The sequence below is a fragment of the Pseudomonas fluorescens genome (assembly GCF_902497745.1).
GTDB lineage: Bacteria > Pseudomonadota > Gammaproteobacteria > Pseudomonadales > Pseudomonadaceae > Aquipseudomonas > Aquipseudomonas fluorescens_BM.
Window position 1 is genome coordinate 101,641 of record NZ_CABVHJ010000012.1, and the last position, 17,933, is coordinate 119,573.

The window sequence follows — 17,933 nt, forward strand, 5'->3', positions numbered from 1 at the left end:
ACGTTGCATTATTGACGCGGTCCTGCCGGTGATGTGGCAGTTGTGATCCTTTACTGCGATGTACTGAACGCCATGAGCCAAGACGACAAACTGATCGACCTCAGCACTGAGCGCGCCAAGCGGGTGCATGACATAAAAGAGAAGCGCCTGAACGAAGTGCGTCAGGCTTTCGAGCAGGCGATGCCGCTGGGAAAAGCCAGGAAAAAGTCGAAAAACAAGCCGAAAAAGCGCTGATCTACCCCTGCATCCTTTGATGCAGGTCATTTAATTCCCCTCCTTTATCTCCCTTCCTTGCTGGTATTGATCCCGGTCAATTTGTGCGCCTGTGTGTTTGGTAACTTAGGTCCATCGCAGCAGAGCAGGGGCCAGGAGGCCAGTCATGTTTTTCGATAACGTGGTGTTTGCCGGGGTCCTGACTGTAGGGCTGATGGTTCTGTTTTTTGCAGGGTTTGGATTTTTTATCTGGAAGGATGCGAATAAGCGCAAGAAGTGATTCTTCTGGATTGATGAGCACGCAAGGCATTTTGGGGCGACTTCGGTTGCCCCTTTTTTTTTGTGTCTTGGCGGCCTTTGGGCCGACCATGTTGGGGTGGGCTTTGTGAATATCCGTTGCTGCGGTAACGGCTGCTTAGGGTTCCGCCCTTACGGCGGGTCACTTTTTCCAGACGCCGAAAAAGTAACCAAAAAGGCTTGCTCCTGCGTACGGCCCGCTCGCTGGGGCTCGGGGTTCCTTCGCTGCGGGATCGATCCGGGCGCAGCGTCTACGGTTTGCTTCGCTGCACCTCCTCTCGCTGTGTTTGGCTGCGCCAAACGGTCGCTACGCTCCCACGCCCGGATCAATCCCTCCACTCAGCCTTCCGACGTCGCCCGTGGATCAAAATCAAGAGCTGCAGCCGAGCTAACGCTCATCCTGTTGAGTGATGAGGAGCACATCGTGCTCGGCTTTGGATTTGTGTTGGATTCGCCCCTCACCCCAGCCCTCTCCCCGAGGAGAGGGAGCCGATTTGTGGGCCTTTCAGAATCTGAGTTCAACGCGGTATTGCACGTCGGCGTACCTCTAACAAACACCTCAATCAGTCCCCTCTCCCTCTGGGAGAGGGCTAGGGTGAGGGGCTTTTGATCTGGCTTGTGATCTTGCTTCGGCTTTTGATCTTTTGCCCCATCGGCAGGCCGAGCGAAGGTGTTCATCCGGGGGTAGGCGCGCAGCGCCGTGCGGCGCAGCCGCATTCATCGAGAGGAGGTGCAGCGAAGCAAACCGTAGGCGATGCCCCCGGATGGACACCGTAGCGAGGGAACACTGAGCCTCAGCGAAGTGCCGTACGCCGGGGCAAAGCCTTTTGGGTTACCTTTTCGGCGTTTGGAAAAGGTGACTCGCTGTAAGAGCGAAACCGCCAGCGGCAACCCCCGCAGCAACGGATATGCCCCCAATCCAACCCCAAACCCCAATCCCCAAACACAAAAAAAGGCGCGATCCTCTCGAATCGCGCCTTTCTCATGTACCGCTATCTATCAACTACCCAACGCCTTCGACGCCAGCCAGAACAACCCGGCCGACAGCGCAACCGTCGCCGGCAAGGTCAACACCCACGCCAACAGAATGGTGCGAACCGTGCCACCCTGCAGACCGCTCTTGTTGGCGACCATGGTGCCCGCCACGCCCGAGGACAGAACGTGAGTGGTCGACACCGGCAGGCTGAAGATATTGGCCATACCGATCAAACTGGCAGTAGTGATCTGCGCCGACATGCCCTGGGAATAGGTCATGCCCTGCTTGCCGATCTTCTCACCGATGGTCAGTACCACGCGTTTCCAGCCAACCATGGTGCCCAGGCCCAGGGCCAGTGCAACCGCCAGAATCACCCAGAACGGCGCGTATTCGGTGGTGGTGGTCAGGTCTTTGCGCAGCTTGTCGAGGTCAGCCTTTTCACGCGGTTCCAGACCCGGCAGCTTGCCAACCTTCTTCGCGGTGTCGTCCAGGCAGAGCAGGTAACGACGCACTTCGATGCGGCTTTCCGACGACAGCGAGTGGTAGTCCGCAACACCTTTGAGGGTGTGCAGCAGGGCGCTGATGGTCGGTTCGGTCTGCTGCGGGTTGCAGCGGAATTTCTCCGGCAGGTCGCCTTCCACGCTTTTGCCCAGGGCCAGGAATTCACCCAGCGAATCGGCGTTGCGCTGGTAGAACTGGCTCAGGTGCAGGGTCGCGTCGCGAGTACGTTCGATCTGATAGGTGGTGCTGTTCAGGTCGAGAACGAACTGCGCAGGCACGATACCGATCAGCACCAGCATGATCAGGCCGATGCCTTTCTGGCCATCGTTGGAACCGTGCACGAAGCTCACGGCCATGGCCGAGATCACCAGGACCAGACGGTTCCAGAACGGTGGGTGCTTCTTGTCGTCGATCTTGCGGCGCTGTTCCGGTGTCTTGTGCATCTTCGACAGCGGGCGCCACCATTTCAGGCCGATCAGGATCAGCGCGGCGATCAGGAAGCCGGCCATTGGCGAAAACACCAGCGAGGCGCCGATATCGATCGCTTTCTGCCAGTTCACGCCATCGGCCAACGGAATATCGTTGATCAGGGCGTTGGCCAGGCCGACACCGAGGATCGAGCCGATCAAGGTGTGCGAGCTGGAAGCCGGGATACCGAAGTACCAGGTGCCCAGGTTCCAGGCGATTGCCGCGGCGAGCAACGAGAACACCATCGCCAGGCCATGGCCGGTGTTCACATTGATCAGCAGCTCAACCGGCAGCAAATGGACAATGGCATACGCCACGCCAACGCCGCCCAGCAGCACGCCGAGGAAATTGAACACACCGGAAAAGAACACCGCCAGGTGCGGCGGCATGGCTTTGGTGTAGATAACAGTGGCTACCGCGTTAGCGGTGTCATGAAATCCATTGATGAACTCGAAGGCGAGGACAAACGTCAGGGCGAGCAAGAGGCTCACAAGCACCCAAGCATCCAGTCCGCTGAATAAATCGATCATGAAGGTTTTCTGACCCGGTCGTAAGGGGGCGCGATTATGCCAGAAAAGACTGGAAATCGATCCCCTACCTGCTCATCGGTTACACACTTCTTCGATTTAATTTGTTGCAGCGCATGAAAACCTACCGTTGCGAAGGGTTTTTCAACTCATTGATTTTGTTGATAAAAGTCTATTTTTGCAGGCGATTTTACCGACGCGAAGAGGTCTCAAACGCTTGTCTGAAATATCTGTGAAACCTGTAGGACGCCCTTCCTCAGTCTGCCTGGCCGGGTGATGGCCGCTGCCCGCGGGTAGCGGGCGCGCAAGGCATCGTCGTTTCACCGCGCTTGTAACCGGTGCGGACGCAAACCTTCAAAAGATGCAAAAACCGTGGCTCAAGGCTCTTCGGCTTTGAGTTCCTTTTCGATCTTTTCAATTTCTTGCTTGAAGACCTGATCCTGAACGGTCGGGCGTTTACGCCATGCTTTGCGTTCCGGTTCGGGCTGAGCGGCGTAGGTGGTGACTTCCCCGCCGTAAACTTCCTTGTAACGTTGTTCCTGGCGCTCAAGTTCCGCGCGCAGTTCGTCTTTCGTCACAGTGCTACCTGTATGAGTTGAGTGAAGTGTCTGGTGAAACGCACTGCAACGAATCGATTGAACGAAGCCACCGAGAGTTCAACGCCCAGACAGGCATTGGTTTTATCGGTGGGGCGATCAAGACTTCCGTGTTACAGGCGGCTACGGCACCAGATAAAAACTGACGCAGCATCAGTTTCCTGTTTCAGCGAGCGCAGGCGTTGCATGAGTGATGCGCGTCAGGCGCTGGCCGGGCTATTGGCGATGGACATCGCCTTAGCGGGTGACGGCCTCGGCGATTAAAAACGAGGTGCCACTGAGGTGCATTATAGCGGTCGATTCGGGAATGACTATCTTTGCCAAGTTAAAAACGGTTCCGGATGTGTGATTGTTTTGTGACTCGCAACTTTTGTCGCTAGTTGAAGTGCGGGACGACCATTATTTAGCGAGCGATCTGTTTTTGGCGCCATTTAGTCGAACAACTAAAGCAGCAGTTCAGATAACGACTGTAGTTGAGTCGACCTCTGGAAGAGATTGGCGCGAGCCACGCAGCGCATTGCGATTATCGGTCGACGGTTCGATAATCGCCCAATCTTGCTGGTTCGACGCTTGTGCATTTCTCGGCGAGCCGCTTGTATAGCCGATTGATCCGTGCCGGATAAAAGGACAAGAAATGAACGATCAAATGCGCAACTCCTTCACCTCCGTGGCGCCGCCGATCGTCGCCTCGCCGGCCAAACGCATCCAGGCGCTGACCGGTGATCCGGATTTCATGACCTCGCTGGCCCGCGGTCTGGCGGTGGTGCAGGCGTTTCAGGAGCGCAAACGCCATCTGACCATCGCCCAGATCAGCCACCGGACGGAGATTCCCCGCGCGGCCGTGCGCCGTTGCCTGCATACACTGATCAAGCTTGGCTACGCCACCACTGACGGTCGCACCTACTCATTGCTGCCCAAGGTGCTGACCCTCGGCCACGCGTATCTGTCGTCGACGCCACTGGCAGTTTCCGCCCAGCCGTACCTCGACCGCATGAGCGAGCAACTGCACGAAGCCTGCAACATGGCCACACTCGAAGGCGACGACATTCTCTACATCGCCCGTTCGGCGACCACCCAGCGGTTGATTTCGGTGGATCTGTCAGTGGGAGGGCGCTTGCCGGCGTATTGCACATCGATGGGCCGCATTCTCTTGGCGGCACTGGACGACACGTCTTTGCGTGAATATCTCGATCATGCCGAACTGGTCGCCAAGACCAGCCGCACGATTCACACCCCTGACGCGCTGCTCGAATGCCTGCAGGAAGTGCGGCAGCAGGGCTGGTGCATCGTCGATCAGGAACTGGAACAGGGTCTGCGCTCGATTGCCGTGCCGGTCTACGACGCGTCCGGGCAAGTCGTCGCGGCGCTCAACGTCAGCACCCACGCCGGTCGCGTCAGTCGGACCGAGCTGGAGCAGCGCTTCCTGCCGGGCTTGCTCAGTGCCAGTCGCGACCTCAGTGCGCAGTTGTTCGCCTGATGAAGATGTTCGATAAACGCACAGTGTTGCGTTTATCGAATTGACGCTAAAACCCTCGGATCATTAATGTCGCGGCAGCGTCATCCGGCGCTGATGTGAATGAGCCCGCCGGACTGTCGACCCCCATAATAATGACAAGAGGCAACTCACCATGCGCATGCTCCCCGACTGTCTCCGCTCCACCCGCTGTTGCCGGGTTTCCCGCAACGCCTGATCCAGATCTTCTATTCTTGTGACCGTGCCGTTCGTTGGCCGGCCGCCGTTCGACTGCGTTTTTTGCGTGGAATAAAAATAATGAACCAGCCTCAGTCCGCTGTGGGTAACTGCCTCGACGTGCAGACCTTCATCAATGCCCAACCGATCTCGCGCTATCAGTGGCGAGTGGTGATCCTGTGTTTCCTGATTGTCTTTCTCGATGGTCTCGACACCGCCGCGATGGGCTTCATTGCCCCGGCGTTGTCGCAGGATTGGGGTATCGACCGCGCCAGTCTTGGTCCGGTGATGAGTGCTGCGTTGATCGGCATGGTTTTCGGTGCATTGGGTTCCGGCCCGTTGGCTGACCGCTTTGGACGAAAAGTCGTACTGGTGGGCGCTGTGGTTCTGTTCGGCGCCTTCAGCCTTGCTTCGGCATACAGCACTAACGTTGAACAACTGCTGGTGCTGCGCTTCCTGACCGGTCTCGGCTTGGGCGCGGGGATGCCGAACGCCACCACACTGCTCTCGGAATACACCCCGGAGCGCAAGAAGTCGCTGTTGGTGACCAGCATGTTCTGCGGCTTCAACCTGGGCATGGCCGGTGGCGGGTTTATTTCCGCCAAGCTGATTCCAGCGTTCGGCTGGCACAGCCTGTTGCTGATTGGCGGGGTTCTGCCGTTGATCCTCGCCGTGGTGCTGCTGTTCTGGCTGCCGGAATCGGCGCGCTACCTTGTAGTCCGCAACCGTGGCACCGACAAAATCCGCAAAACCCTGGCGCCGATCGATCCGGCCACCGTCGCCCAGGCCGCAAGCTTCAGCGTGCCGGAACAGAAAACCGTCAAGGCGCGCAATGTGTTCGCGGTGATCTTCTCCGGCACCTACAGCACTGGCACCTTGCTGCTGTGGCTGACCTATTTCATGGGCCTGGTGATTGTTTATCTGCTGACCAGTTGGCTGCCGACGCTGATGCGTGACAGTGGCGCGAGCATGGAGCAAGCCGCGTTCATCGGTGCGTTGTTCCAGTTCGGCGGGGTTTTGAGCGCGGTGGCTGTGGGATGGGCCATGGACCGCTTCAATCCGCACAAGGTCATCGGCACTTTCTACCTGCTTGCCGGGGTGTTTGCCTACGCGGTGGGGCAGAGTCTGGGGAATATCACGTTGCTGGCGACGCTGGTGCTGGTGGCAGGGATGTGCGTGAACGGTGCGCAATCGGCGATGCCGTCGCTGGCGGCGCGGTTCTATCCAACGCAGGGGCGGGCGACCGGGGTCTCGTGGATGCTGGGGATTGGCCGGTTTGGTGCGATTCTCGGGGCGTGGATGGGCGCTACCTTGTTGGGCCTGGGCTGGAATTTCGAGCAGGTGTTGACGGCGTTGGTGATTCCGGCGGCGTTGGCCACCACGGCGGTGGTGATTAAAGGCGTGGTCAGTCATGCGGATGCGACCTGATATTTCGATGTAAAGCGAAAAGATCGCAGCCTTCGGCAGCTCCTACATGTGAACGCGTAACCCTGTAGGAGCTGCCGAAGGCTGCGATCTTTTGCAGGCAACACGAACCGATAGGCTGACAACAATCCGTTCGATAAACGAACACTCAGTCGATTATCGGATTGTTTGGCGATTTTCCCAGGCTTAATCTGCAGTGACTCCGGCGCTGAACCTCGCGCCTTTTTATCACTGGCGATTCATTACAAAAACAGGAGCCCGCTCCATGGCTGAGATCCTTTCGCTGCACGACGCGGTGAAGCAATTCGTCAACGACGGCGACACCGTCGCGCTCGAAGGCTTCACTCACCTGATCCCTACGGCCGCCGGTCATGAAATCATTCGTCAGGGCAAGAAAGATCTGACGCTGGTGCGGATGACACCTGACCTGATCTACGACCAACTGATCGGTGCCGGTTGCGCACGCAAACTGATTTTCTCCTGGGGCGGCAACCCGGGTGTGGGTTCCCTGCACCGCCTGCGTGACGCGGTCGAGAAGCAATGGCCGCACCCGCTGGAAATCGAAGAACACAGCCACGCCGACCTGGCCAATGCCTACGTCGCTGGTGCCTCCGGCCTGCCATTCGCGGTGCTGCGTGCCTACGCCGGCTCCGACCTGCCGAAGGTCAATCCGCTGATCAAAACCGTGACCTGCCCGTTCACCGGTGAAGTGCTGGCGGCGGTGCCGTCGGTGCGCCCGGACGTGACCGTGATCCACGCACAGAAAGCCGACCGCCAAGGCAACGTGCTGCTGTGGGGCATTCTCGGTGTGCAGAAAGAAGCTGCTTTGGCCGCCAAACGCTGCATCGTCACTGTTGAAGAAATCGTCGATGACCTCAACGCGCCGATGAACGCCTGCGTCCTGCCAACCTGGGCCTTGAGTGCGGTCTGCCACGTGCCCGGCGGTGCGCATCCGTCCTACGCCCACGGTTACACCGAGCGTGACAATCGTTTCTATCAAGCGTGGGATCCGATCGCCCGCGACCGTGAGACTTTTACTGCGTGGATCAACGAATACATCCATGGCTGCGCTGACTTCAGCGCGTTCCAGGCCAAGTTGGCCGCTGCTTCGGAGGCCAAGTAATGACTTACACCACCAATGAAATGATGACCGTCGCGGCGGCCCGTCGCCTGAAGAACGGCTCGGTGTGCTTCGTCGGCATCGGCCTGCCGTCGAAAGCCGCCAACCTTGCGCGCCTGACCTCCTCGCCAGACGTGGTGCTGATCTATGAGTCGGGCCCGATTGGCGCCAAGCCAAGCGTGCTGCCGCTGTCGATCGGTGACGGCGAACTGGCGGAAACCGCTGACACTGTCGTACCGACCGGTGAGATTTTTCGCTATTGGCTGCAGGGCGGGCGCATCGACGTCGGTTTTCTCGGCGCCGCGCAGGTCGACCGTTTCGGCAACATCAACACCACCGTGGTCGGCGATTATTTCTCGCCGAAAGTGCGCCTGCCGGGTGCCGGTGGCGCGCCGGAGATCGCCGGTTCGGCGAAAAGCGTGTTGATCATCCTTAAACAGTCGGCGCGCTCGTTTGTCGACAAGCTCGATTTCATCACCTCGGTCGGTCACGGCGAGGGCGGCGATTCGCGCAAACGTCTGGGCCTGCCGGGCGCCGGGCCGGTCGGGATCATCACCGACCTGTGCATCATGGAGCCGGAAGCGGGCACCCACGAATTTGTGGTCACTGCACTGCATCCGGGTGTAACCCGCGAGCAAGTGGTCGCGGCCACCGGGTGGGCGATTCGTTTTGCTGACAACGTTGAAACCACCGCTAAACCGACCGAGGTCGAACTGACCGCGCTGCGCGACCTCGAAGCGCGCACCGCCGCCGCCCACGGTCAGGCACCGGGAGAAGCATGATGCGTGACGTTTATATCTGCGACGCGATTCGCACGCCGATCGGCCGTTTTGGTGGCGGACTGTCTGCCGTCCGCGCTGATGATTTGGCCGCCGTGCCGATCAAGGCCCTGATGGAACGCAATCCCTCGGTGGACTGGAACGCCATCGACGAAGTGTTCCTCGGTTGCGCCAACCAGGCCGGCGAAGACAATCGCAACGTCGCGCGCATGGCGCTGCTGTTGGCGGGCCTGCCGGACAGCGTACCGGGCGTGACCCTCAATCGTCTTTGCGCTTCGGGCATGGACGCAATTGGCACCGCATTCCGGGCGATTGCCAGCGGTGAGATGGAGCTGGCGATTGCCGGCGGCGTCGAGTCGATGTCCCGCGCACCGTTCGTGATGGGCAAGGCTGACGCAGCGTTTTCGCGCAACATGAAGCTGGAAGACACCACCATCGGCTGGCGTTTCATCAACCCGTTGATGAAGGCGCAGTACGGCGTCGACGCGATGCCGCAGACTGCCGACAACGTCGCCGACGACTATAAAGTCTCGCGCGCCGATCAGGACGCGTTCGCCCTGCGCAGTCAGCAACGGACGGCCGCCGCTCAGGCTGCAGGATTTTTCGCTGAAGAAATTGTTGAAGTGCGGATTGCCCACAAGAAGGGTGAAACCGTGGTCAGCCAGGACGAACATCCGCGCGCCGACACGACGATTGAAGCGTTGACCAAGTTGAAGCCGGTCAACGGCCCGGACAAAACCGTCACCGCCGGCAATGCCTCCGGGGTCAACGACGGTGCTGCCGCACTGATTCTGGCTTCCGCCGAAGCGGTGAAAAAACACGGCCTGACCGCCCGCGCCAAAGTGCTCGGCATGGCCAGCGCCGGTGTCGCGCCCCGTGTGATGGGCATCGGCCCGGTGCCGGCGGTGCGCAAATTGATCGAACGCCTCGGCGTAGCGGTCAGCGATTTCGACGTGATTGAGCTCAACGAAGCGTTTGCCAGCCAAGGTTTGGCGGTGCTGCGTGAACTGGGTCTGGCGGATGACGCCGCGCAGGTCAACCCGAACGGTGGCGCCATTGCCTTGGGTCACCCGCTGGGCATGAGCGGTGCGCGTCTGGTGCTGACTGCCCTGCATCAGCTGGAAAAAACCGGTGGCAAGAAAGGTCTGGCGACCATGTGCGTCGGTGTCGGCCAAGGTCTGGCCCTGGCCATCGAACGCGTCTGACGCAAGCCGTGACGAAAAAGAACAGAGGAAAGCGACATGTCTGACAAGCCTGGTTACCGTCGTCCGCAGGAAGGCACTCAACCTGAGTACCTGCACCCGACGTATCAATCCACCAACCTGCGTTCGCCGTCGAAGCCGTTGGTGTTTCTGCCGCACTCGCTGTCGGAAATCACCGGGCCGACCATCGGCGCCGAGCGTGTGGGCGACACCGATAACGACCTGACCGCCCAGCATGAAGGCGAGCCGCAGGGCGAACGCATCATCATTCACGGCCGCGTGCTCGACGAAAATGGTCTGCCGGTGCCGGGAATTCTGGTGGAGATCTGGCAGGCCAATGCTGCCGGCCGCTACAACCACAAGCGTGACCTGCACGACGCGCCGCTGGACCCGAACTTCACCGGCACTGGCCGCACCGTCACCGACGCCGACGGCTGGTATCAGTTTCAGACCATCAAGCCCGGCGCCTATCCGTGGGGCAACCACCACAACGCCTGGCGTCCGGCGCACATCCACTTTTCGCTGTTCGGGCCGAGCATCCTCACCCGCTTGGTCACGCAAATGTATTTCCCGGGCGATCCGCTGCTGGCCTACGACCCGATCTACAACTGCGTGCCGGACACTTCGGCCAAGGAACGCCTGATCGCCAGTTTCGATCTGGAAAAAACCATTCCGTCCTACGCCCTCGGTTATCGCTGGGACATCGTGCTGCGCGGGCGTGAAGCCACGCCGATGGAGAAATAAGATGACGCTGACTGCGACCACGTCCCACACCGTCGGGCCGTATTACCACATCGGCCTGACCTGGCTGAACCGCGAAAACCTCACTGTCGAGCAAACCCTCGGCGAGCGTGTGGCGATCACCGGGCAAGTGGTGGATGGCAATGGCGATGTCGTCAACGACGCCATGCTCGAAGTCTGGCAGGCGAATGCCGCCGGCAAATACGACCACCCGGAAGACGAGCAGGACAAACCGCTCGATCCGAATTTCGAAGGCTTTGGCCGGGTGCCGGTGGATGCTGAAGGGCGCTTCCGTTTCACCACGATCAAGCCGGGCACGGTTGAAGGGCTGAAGGGTTCGACCCAGGCGCCGCATCTGGTGGTGCTGGTGTTTGCCCGTGGCTTGGTCAAGCACTTGCTGACGCGAATCTACTTTGAAGGCGAGCCGGCGAACGTTGATGATCCGCTGCTTGAGTGCGTGCCGGCTGAGCGTCGCAGTACGTTGCTGGCGAAGAAGGATGAATCGGGTGTTTACCAGTGGAATGTGATTCTGCAGGGTACTGATGCCGAAACCGTGTTCTTCGATTACTAATAGATCACCACCATCCCCTGTGGGAGCGAGCCTGCTCGCGAAAGCGGTGGGTCAGCCAACATAAATGTCGACTGACACTCCCTCTTCGCGAGCAGGCTCGCTCCCACAGGGGAGAACTGTGTTGCAGATGGAACTGTGGAACGGGACTGTTGCAAAGTATGTCTAGACTCTCACTGTCCCTATCGAGTGAAAAACAATGACAACCACTACCTCCCATTACACTGGTGAAGAGCGCAGCAAGCGCATCTTTGCCATTGTCGGCGCCTCGTCCGGCAACCTCGTCGAATGGTTCGACTTCTACGTCTACGCCTTCTGCGCGATCTATTTCGCCCCGGCGTTTTTCCCCTCCGACAACCCCACGGTGCAACTGGTCAACACCGCCGGCGTGTTCGCTGCCGGCTTCCTGATGCGCCCGATTGGCGGCTGGATTTTCGGTCGCGTGGCTGACAAACACGGGCGCAAGAACTCGATGCTCATCTCGATTCTGATGATGTGCTTCGGCTCGTTGCTGATCGCTTGCTTGCCGACCTATAAAGACATCGGCGTCTGGGCACCAGTCCTGCTGTTGTTCGCACGCTTGCTGCAAGGCCTGTCGGTCGGCGGCGAGTACGGCACCACCGCGACCTACATGAGCGAAGTCGCCCTCAAGGGCCAGCGCGGATTTTTCGCCTCGTTCCAGTATGTGACCCTGATCGGCGGGCAACTGCTGGCGGTGTCGCTGGTGGTGGTTCTGCAGCAGTTCCTCACCGAAGAAGACCTGCGTGCCTACGGCTGGCGGATTCCGTTTGTGGTCGGTGCGGTGGCGGCGTTGATTTCGCTGTTCCTGCGTCGTAGCTTGAAGGAAACCACCAACAAGGAAACCCGTGAACACAAGGACGCCGGTAGCATCGCCGCGCTGTTCCGCGATCACAAAGCTGCGTTCATCACCGTGCTCGGTTACACCGCCGGTGGCTCGCTGATTTTCTACACCTTCACCACGTACATGCAGAAATATTTGGTCAACACTGCGGGCATGCATGCCAAGACCGCCAGCTACATCATGACCGGCGCGCTCTTCCTTTATATGTGCATGCAGCCGCTGTTCGGCATGCTCGCCGACAAGATCGGCCGACGTAACTCGATGCTCTGGTTCGGCGCGCTCGGTACGCTGTTCACCGTGCCGATTCTGCTGAGCCTGAAAAGTGTCAGCAGTCCGTTTCTCGCGTTTGTGTTGATCACCGTGGCGCTGGCGATTGTCAGTTTCTACACCTCGATCAGCGGCCTGGTAAAAGCCGAAATGTTCCCGCCGGAAGTCCGCGCCCTTGGCGTTGGTCTGGCCTATGCGGTGGCGAATGCGATCTTCGGCGGCTCGGCGGAATTCGTCGCGCTGAGCCTGAAGAACATCGGCATGGAAAACTCCTTCTACTGGTACGTTACGGCCATGATGGCGATCGCCTTCCTGTTCAGTTTGCGTTTGCCGAAGCAGGCGGCGTACTTGCACCACGATCTCTAACCCGATGCGCGCGGGTCGCCTCGGCCCGCGCCGGCAAGGACTGTTTATGACTCAGCGACCGGGCAATCAATTGTTCGATGCCTACTTCACTGCCCGCGACATGCGTGAAGTGTTCTGCGATCAGGGCCGCGTGCAGGCCATGCTCGACTTCGAAGCGGCGCTGGCCCGGGCCGAGGCGCGGGTCGGTCTGATTCCTTCTGCGGCTGTCGCACCGATTGCTGCGGCGTGTAACGCGGGGTTGTATGACTTTGCGGCGCTGGGCGAGGCGATTGCCACGGCCGGCAATTCGGCGATTCCGTTGGTCAAGGCATTGGGCAAGCAGATTGCCGCGACCGATGCCGAAGCCGAGCGTTATGTGCATTTGGGCGCGACCAGTCAGGACGTAATGGACTCGGGGCTGGTGCTGCAATTGCGTCAGGCGCTGGAACTGATCGAAAGCGATCTGGCGCAACTGGCCGATTCGCTCGCCGCTCAAGCGCAACGCCATGCGTCCACGCCACTGGCCGGGCGCACCTGGCTGCAACACGCGACGCCGGTGACCCTGGGCATGAAAATCGCCGGATGGTTGGGCGCCGTTACTCGCAGTCGCCAGCGTCTGCGTGAACTCAAGCCGCGTTTATTGGTGCTGCAATTTGGCGGTGCATCGGGAACGCTTGCAGCGCTAGGTGAACAAGCCCTGCCAATCGCTGAAGCCCTTGCCGAAGAACTGCAACTGACCTTGCCCGAACAACCGTGGCACACCCAGCGTGATCGTGTGGTCGAGTTCGGCGCTGTGCTCGGTTTGATCGCCGGCAGCCTCGGCAAATTCGGCCGTGACATCAGCCTGTTGATGCAGACCGAAGCGGCTGAGGTTTTTGAGCCGTCGGCGCCGGGCAAGGGCGGTTCGTCGACCATGCCGCACAAGCGCAATCCGGTGGGTGCAGCGGTGTTGATCGGCGCAGCGACGCGCGTGCCGGGTCTGGTCTCGACGCTGTTCAGCGCCATGCCGCAGGAGCACGAGCGCAGCCTCGGTTTGTGGCATGCCGAATGGGAAACCCTGCCGGAGATTTGCTGCCTCGTTTCGGGCTCGCTGCAACAGGCGCGTTTACTCGCCGAGGGCTTGGAAGTGGACGCGGCGCGCATGGCTCGCAACCTGGAATTGACCCAGGGGCTGGTGCTGGCCGAAGCCGTGAGCATCGTCCTCGCCCAGCGTGTCGGCCGCGACACCGCGCATCACCTGCTCGAACAATGTTGCAAACGCGCCGTGGCCGAGCAGCGCCATTTACGCGCAGTGCTAGGTGATGAACCGCAAGTCACTGCTGAGCTGAGCAACGCTGAACTCGATCATCTTTTGAACCCCGCCCATTATCTCGGTCAGGCGAAAACCTGGGTCGAGCGTGCGGTGGCTGAACACAACGCATTGTCTGTCTGAAAGGAGAGGGCTGTGGCTTTCGTTCAACTCGCTGATGGCGAACTGCACTATCAAATCGAGGGTCCGGTCGATGCGCCGGTGCTGGTGTTGTCCAATTCATTGGGCACTGATCTGCACATGTGGGACGTGCAGATGTCAGCGTTCACCGAGCACTTTCGCGTGCTGCGTTTCGACACCCGTGGTCACGGCCAATCGCTGGTGACGCCGGGGCCTTACAGCATCGAGCAACTGGGTTATGACGTACTCGGTTTGCTGGATGCGCTGCACATCGAGCGCGCGCATTTCTGCGGACTGTCGATGGGCGGCCTGATCGGCCAGTGGCTTGGCATCAATGCCGGTCACCGTTTGAACAAGCTGATCGTCTGCAACACCGCGGCAAAAATCGGTGATCCGTCGGTGTGGAATCCGCGCATCGAAACCGTGCTGCGCGATGGCGCAGCAGCGATGGTTGCCCTGCGTGATGCGTCGATTGCCCGTTGGTTTACTCCGGACTTTTCCGCAGCACATCCGGCGGCGGCCAAGCAGATTACCGACATGCTCGCAGCCACTTCGCCTGAAGGTTATGCGGCCAATTGTGCAGCGGTGCGTGATGCCGATTTCCGTGAACAACTGGCTTCGATCAACGTGCCGTTGCTGGTGATTGCTGGCACCGAAGACGCGGTGACGCCGCCGTCCGGGGGGCACTTCATTCAAGAGCATGTGCGTGGTGCGGAGTACGCCGAGTTCTATGCGGCGCATCTGTCCAACGTGCAGGCCGGTGCAGATTTCAGTGATCGCGTGTTGGCGTTTCTAAACGCCTGATAAGGGGATTTTCGTGGACGAGAAACAACGTTACGACGAAGGCATGCAGGTACGCCGCGCGGTGCTGGGCGATGCCCATGTCGATCGCAGCCTGACCACGCTGACCGAGTTCAACTCGGAGTTTCAGGAAATGATCACCCGGCATGCCTGGGGCGATATCTGGACGCGTCCGGGTTTGCCTCGGCACACTCGTAGCCTGATCACCATTGCGATGTTGATCGGCATGAACCGTGAAGGCGAGCTGAAACTTCACCTGCGTGCGGCGGCCAATAACGGCGTGAGCCGGGGTGAGATCAAGGAAGTGATCATGCAGAGTGCGATCTACTGCGGGATTCCGGCGGCGAATGCGACGTTTCATCTGGCTGAATCGGTTTGGGATGAGCTAGGAGTTGAATCCCGCGAGTGAGGTTGTTGCCACTGATGCCTTCGCGAGCAGGCTCGCTCCCACAGGGAAATGCATTCCAATGTGGGAGCGAGCCTGCTCGCGAAGGGGGCAGACGCCGTTGCGCATCAATCAGCACAACTCACTCAAACCCTGGCCACAATAAATATCCGCTTGAACGCAAACAGCGTACGCCCATCCCCCTCCTGCGGATAATGCTCATGCACCCGCATCAGGTAGTGATAGATAAACCGCGTCTGTTCCTCTGGACTGAGCGCCTGCATCACCGGCCGCAGCGCCGAGACCTTCACCCAGTCATAAATTGGCGATTTGCCGTCAACCACCTGCAACTGCTCGGTCTCCCAGATATCCAGAGATGAGGTCAGCGGCGCGAGCAAGCGGTAGTAATCCTCCAGCGCCAACAACGGCCGTGCGGCCATGCGCTGGCGCAGCTCAGGTGTGCCCATCGGCGTGCCACCGGGGCCGCCGTTTTCGAGGGTGTCGAGCATCAGCCGATACCACAGTGCATCGCGCCAGTCCGGCATGTGCGCTGCCAGACAACCGCCGGGATTCAGGTAACCGAGCAGGTGCGGCAGCAGCGTTTCATGGCCCCCGATAAAGTGCAGTACGGCGGCAGCGAGCAGCAGATCCGCTGGCTGCTCCGGCCGCCAGTCGAGCAGATCACAACACTTCCACTGCGCCCGGATCGGCAGACAGCGTGCTTCATCGAGCATCTGCGCGGAGCTGTCGACGCCCTGCAACTGCGCGCGCGGCCAGCGTTCGGCCAACAACTGCGTGGCAATGCCGGTGCCGCAGCCAAGGTCGTAAATACGTTGCGGGTTTTGCAAGTCGACACGGTCGAGCAATTCATTGACCGGTCGTTGCCTGAGACGGGAAAACTGCTGGTACGCCTTGGCGTCCCAGTCGGGTGTTGCGAGACGAGAGATCATTGAGGAGGTCCTCCGGTGATCGTTGGTGTCTTCCGATGACAACCTGGCTCCCAGCTTGAGGACCGACTACGACGACGGAAGCGGAAAGGTGAAGCACCTGAGTCCTTCAGGTTTTGTCACTTTACCTGCCGACCGGCAAAGTGCCACTTCTCCTGACCAATGGCGATAACTGCCTGTAGGAGATCAAATGTGGGAGCGAGCCTGCTCGCGAAAGCGGTGTGTCAGTCGGCATATGCTTATCTGACACACCGCTTTCGCGAGCAGGCTCGCTCCCACAGGGGAACATCAGTGTTTTACAACAGGCTGATCGGGTAGCTGACGATCAAGCGATTCTCGTCGAACTCGTTGTTGCTGAAATCCCGGCGCATGGTCGAGTTGCGCCACCGGACGTTCAGATTCTTGAGGGCGCCGCTCTGTACCGTGTAGCCCAGCTCCGATTCGCGACCCCATTCCTTGCCATCGGTGATCGTCCCGGTGTGTACGTTGTCGCCGCTGATGTAGCGGTTCATCAGGGTCAGGCCGGGGATGCCCAATGCCACGAAGTTGTAGTCATGGCGCAGTTGCCAGGAGCGTTCCTGCGCATTGTCATAACTGGCGTTGTAGCTGTCGTTGGCCAGCGTGCCGCCGCTGGTGCCGTTGACCCGCATCCAGGCGCTGTCGCCGGTGAGTTTCTGCAGACCGACGTAGAAGGTGTTGCCGCCGTAACGGGCCGAGAGCAGACCGGACCAGGTCTTGTTGTCGAGATCGCCGGCGCGGGCGCTGCCGTCGTCCTTGCCATAGAAGAAACCGAGGTTGGCGCCCAGCGTCCAGTCGCCCAGCGGCTGGCTGTGGATCAGGTTGACGTATTGCTGGCTGTAGATGTCCTTGAGTTCGGCGTTCCACAAGCCGATCTGTGTGCGTTTTTCGTTGAAAACGTATTCACCGCCCTGAAAGTTGAAGCGATCAGAAGTGAATGCCGCTTTGCCGGTCATCGACATGTCGCTCATGCTGCTGTCGTCACGCGGGCTGTTGGCGCGGAACTGCCCACCGTAGAGGGTCAGGCCGTCGATTTCCTTCGAGGTGATCTGGCCGCCACGGAAGGTTTGTGGCAGCGAGCGGCCGTCGTCCGAACGCAGGATCGGCAGCACCGGCATCCACTCGCCGACCTTCACTTCGGTCTGCGAAAGCTTGGCTTTGAAGGCGACGTTGGTGCGCCCGAAGTTGTCCGCCGGACGACCGTCGTGATCCAGCGGCAGCAACGCCGTGCCGCCGGTGCCTTTACCGCCATCAAGCTTTACCGAATACAGGCCGAGCACGTCCATGCCGAAGCCGACGGTGCCTTGGGTGAAACCGGATTTGGCGTCGAGGATAAAGCTCTGCGTCCACTCTTCGGCCTTGCCCTGAGCTTTGGTCGGGTTGGTGAAGTTGCGGTTTATGTAGAAGTTGCGCAGGTTCAGGTTGACCTTGGCCCCTTCGATGAAACCCGCTTCTTCAGCTGCAGCGGGCAGGGCTGCACCAGCCAGAGCGAGGGCGATCAGGCCCGGAAGTGCGTAGGGCGCAGGGGAGGTTGTCATGGGCTCGGGTCTCTCTTGTTTTTTTAAGGCGAACGGGTGCGCTGCCACCGGTTTTTCGGGGTGCAGACTTGGAAAGTATTCAGAGGTGAAACGACGGCAATCAGCCGGACGGGGCAGGGCGCGGGAGCATGGTGTCGAACCTGTTGTTATTGGTTTTGTGGAGCGAATGGTGCGGGGGGCGGATGTTCGGATTCAATTGGGTAAAGCGGGTTTTGGGCGATTATCGAACGCAAGATTA

The 17,933-nt window shown here is 59.8% G+C and carries 17 protein-coding genes; 13 read left to right on the top strand and 4 right to left on the bottom strand.

Features of this window, described 5'->3' with window-relative positions:
• Positions 1 to 72 precede the first annotated feature (72 nt).
• Both F8N44_RS31390 and ccoM read left to right on the top strand, forming a co-directional pair.
• The gene (locus tag F8N44_RS31390) at positions 73 to 234 is read left to right on the top strand and encodes a hypothetical protein (protein WP_095119184.1); all 162 of its coding nucleotides are present in this window, start codon (positions 73 to 75) and stop codon (positions 232 to 234) included.
• 145 nt (positions 235 to 379) lie between these two features.
• Positions 380 to 493 carry a cytochrome c oxidase subunit CcoM gene (gene ccoM / locus F8N44_RS32105; RefSeq protein ID WP_003222396.1) on the top strand — a complete coding sequence of 38 codons (114 nt, stop codon included), beginning with the start codon at positions 380 to 382 and terminating at the stop codon, positions 491 to 493.
• A gap of 1,016 nt (positions 494 to 1,509) precedes the next feature.
• On the opposite strand, the gene F8N44_RS19305 is transcribed toward ccoM, so the two are convergent.
• Together F8N44_RS19305 and F8N44_RS19310 are read right to left on the bottom strand one after the other, a co-directional pair.
• Positions 1,510 to 2,985: an inorganic phosphate transporter gene (locus F8N44_RS19305; RefSeq protein WP_034153067.1), complete on the bottom strand. Its 1,476-nt coding sequence runs from the start codon at positions 2,983 to 2,985 to the stop codon at positions 1,510 to 1,512.
• A gap of 374 nt (positions 2,986 to 3,359) precedes the next feature.
• Positions 3,360 to 3,560, bottom strand: a complete 201-nt coding sequence (locus tag F8N44_RS19310; RefSeq protein ID WP_008080067.1) for a hypothetical protein — start codon at positions 3,558 to 3,560, stop codon at positions 3,360 to 3,362.
• Positions 3,561 to 4,212: 652 nt separating this feature from the next.
• On the opposite strand from F8N44_RS19310, the gene pcaR reads away from it, so the two are divergent.
• From pcaR to pcaC, 11 genes are all read left to right on the top strand, one after another.
• The gene (pcaR, locus tag F8N44_RS19315) at positions 4,213 to 5,055 is read left to right on the top strand and encodes a pca regulon transcriptional regulator PcaR (protein ID WP_007917109.1); all 843 of its coding nucleotides are present in this window, start codon (positions 4,213 to 4,215) and stop codon (positions 5,053 to 5,055) included.
• A 294-nt stretch (positions 5,056 to 5,349) separates the two neighbouring features.
• Positions 5,350 to 6,696 (top strand): MFS transporter, encoded by a 1,347-nt coding sequence (locus F8N44_RS19320; protein ID WP_150651411.1) that lies wholly within the window; start codon positions 5,350 to 5,352, stop codon positions 6,694 to 6,696.
• Positions 6,697 to 6,958: 262 nt separating this feature from the next.
• The gene (locus F8N44_RS19325; RefSeq protein WP_150651412.1) at positions 6,959 to 7,816 is read left to right on the top strand and encodes a CoA transferase subunit A; all 858 of its coding nucleotides are present in this window, start codon (positions 6,959 to 6,961) and stop codon (positions 7,814 to 7,816) included.
• On the top strand, positions 7,816 to 8,595 hold the full coding sequence (locus tag F8N44_RS19330) for a CoA-transferase subunit beta (protein ID WP_150651413.1): 780 nt from the start codon (positions 7,816 to 7,818) through the stop codon (positions 8,593 to 8,595). Before F8N44_RS19325 ends, F8N44_RS19330 begins: the two co-directional genes overlap by 1 nt.
• Positions 8,592 to 9,797: a 3-oxoadipyl-CoA thiolase gene (pcaF, locus tag F8N44_RS19335; RefSeq protein ID WP_191630924.1), complete on the top strand. Its 1,206-nt coding sequence runs from the start codon at positions 8,592 to 8,594 to the stop codon at positions 9,795 to 9,797. Before F8N44_RS19330 ends, pcaF begins: the two co-directional genes overlap by 4 nt.
• A gap of 36 nt (positions 9,798 to 9,833) precedes the next feature.
• The gene (gene pcaH, locus F8N44_RS19340; RefSeq protein ID WP_008080089.1) at positions 9,834 to 10,538 is read left to right on the top strand and encodes a protocatechuate 3,4-dioxygenase subunit beta; all 705 of its coding nucleotides are present in this window, start codon (positions 9,834 to 9,836) and stop codon (positions 10,536 to 10,538) included.
• A gap of 1 nt (position 10,539) precedes the next feature.
• On the top strand, positions 10,540 to 11,106 hold the full coding sequence (pcaG, locus tag F8N44_RS19345) for a protocatechuate 3,4-dioxygenase subunit alpha (protein WP_034153074.1): 567 nt from the start codon (positions 10,540 to 10,542) through the stop codon (positions 11,104 to 11,106).
• 196 nt (positions 11,107 to 11,302) lie between these two features.
• A complete protein-coding gene (locus tag F8N44_RS19350; protein ID WP_007917096.1) occupies positions 11,303 to 12,598 on the top strand; it encodes an MFS family transporter in 1,296 nt (431 codons plus the stop codon).
• Between the two features lie 46 nt (positions 12,599 to 12,644).
• Positions 12,645 to 14,009 (top strand): 3-carboxy-cis,cis-muconate cycloisomerase, encoded by a 1,365-nt coding sequence (locus tag F8N44_RS19355; protein WP_150651415.1) that lies wholly within the window; start codon positions 12,645 to 12,647, stop codon positions 14,007 to 14,009.
• Positions 14,010 to 14,021: 12 nt separating this feature from the next.
• Positions 14,022 to 14,810, top strand: a complete 789-nt coding sequence (pcaD, locus tag F8N44_RS19360; protein ID WP_150651416.1) for a 3-oxoadipate enol-lactonase — start codon at positions 14,022 to 14,024, stop codon at positions 14,808 to 14,810.
• A gap of 13 nt (positions 14,811 to 14,823) precedes the next feature.
• Positions 14,824 to 15,216: a 4-carboxymuconolactone decarboxylase gene (pcaC, locus tag F8N44_RS19365; protein WP_007917093.1), complete on the top strand. Its 393-nt coding sequence runs from the start codon at positions 14,824 to 14,826 to the stop codon at positions 15,214 to 15,216.
• Between the two features lie 122 nt (positions 15,217 to 15,338).
• Here pcaC and F8N44_RS19370 read toward each other — a convergent pair whose 3' ends face one another.
• Positions 15,339 to 16,142 (bottom strand): methyltransferase domain-containing protein, encoded by an 804-nt coding sequence (locus F8N44_RS19370; RefSeq protein ID WP_150651417.1) that lies wholly within the window; start codon positions 16,140 to 16,142, stop codon positions 15,339 to 15,341.
• 293 nt (positions 16,143 to 16,435) lie between these two features.
• Entirely contained in the window at positions 16,436 to 17,695 is a 1,260-nt protein-coding gene (locus F8N44_RS19375) for an OprD family porin (protein WP_150651418.1), read from the bottom strand.
• Positions 17,696 to 17,933 lie beyond the last annotated feature (238 nt).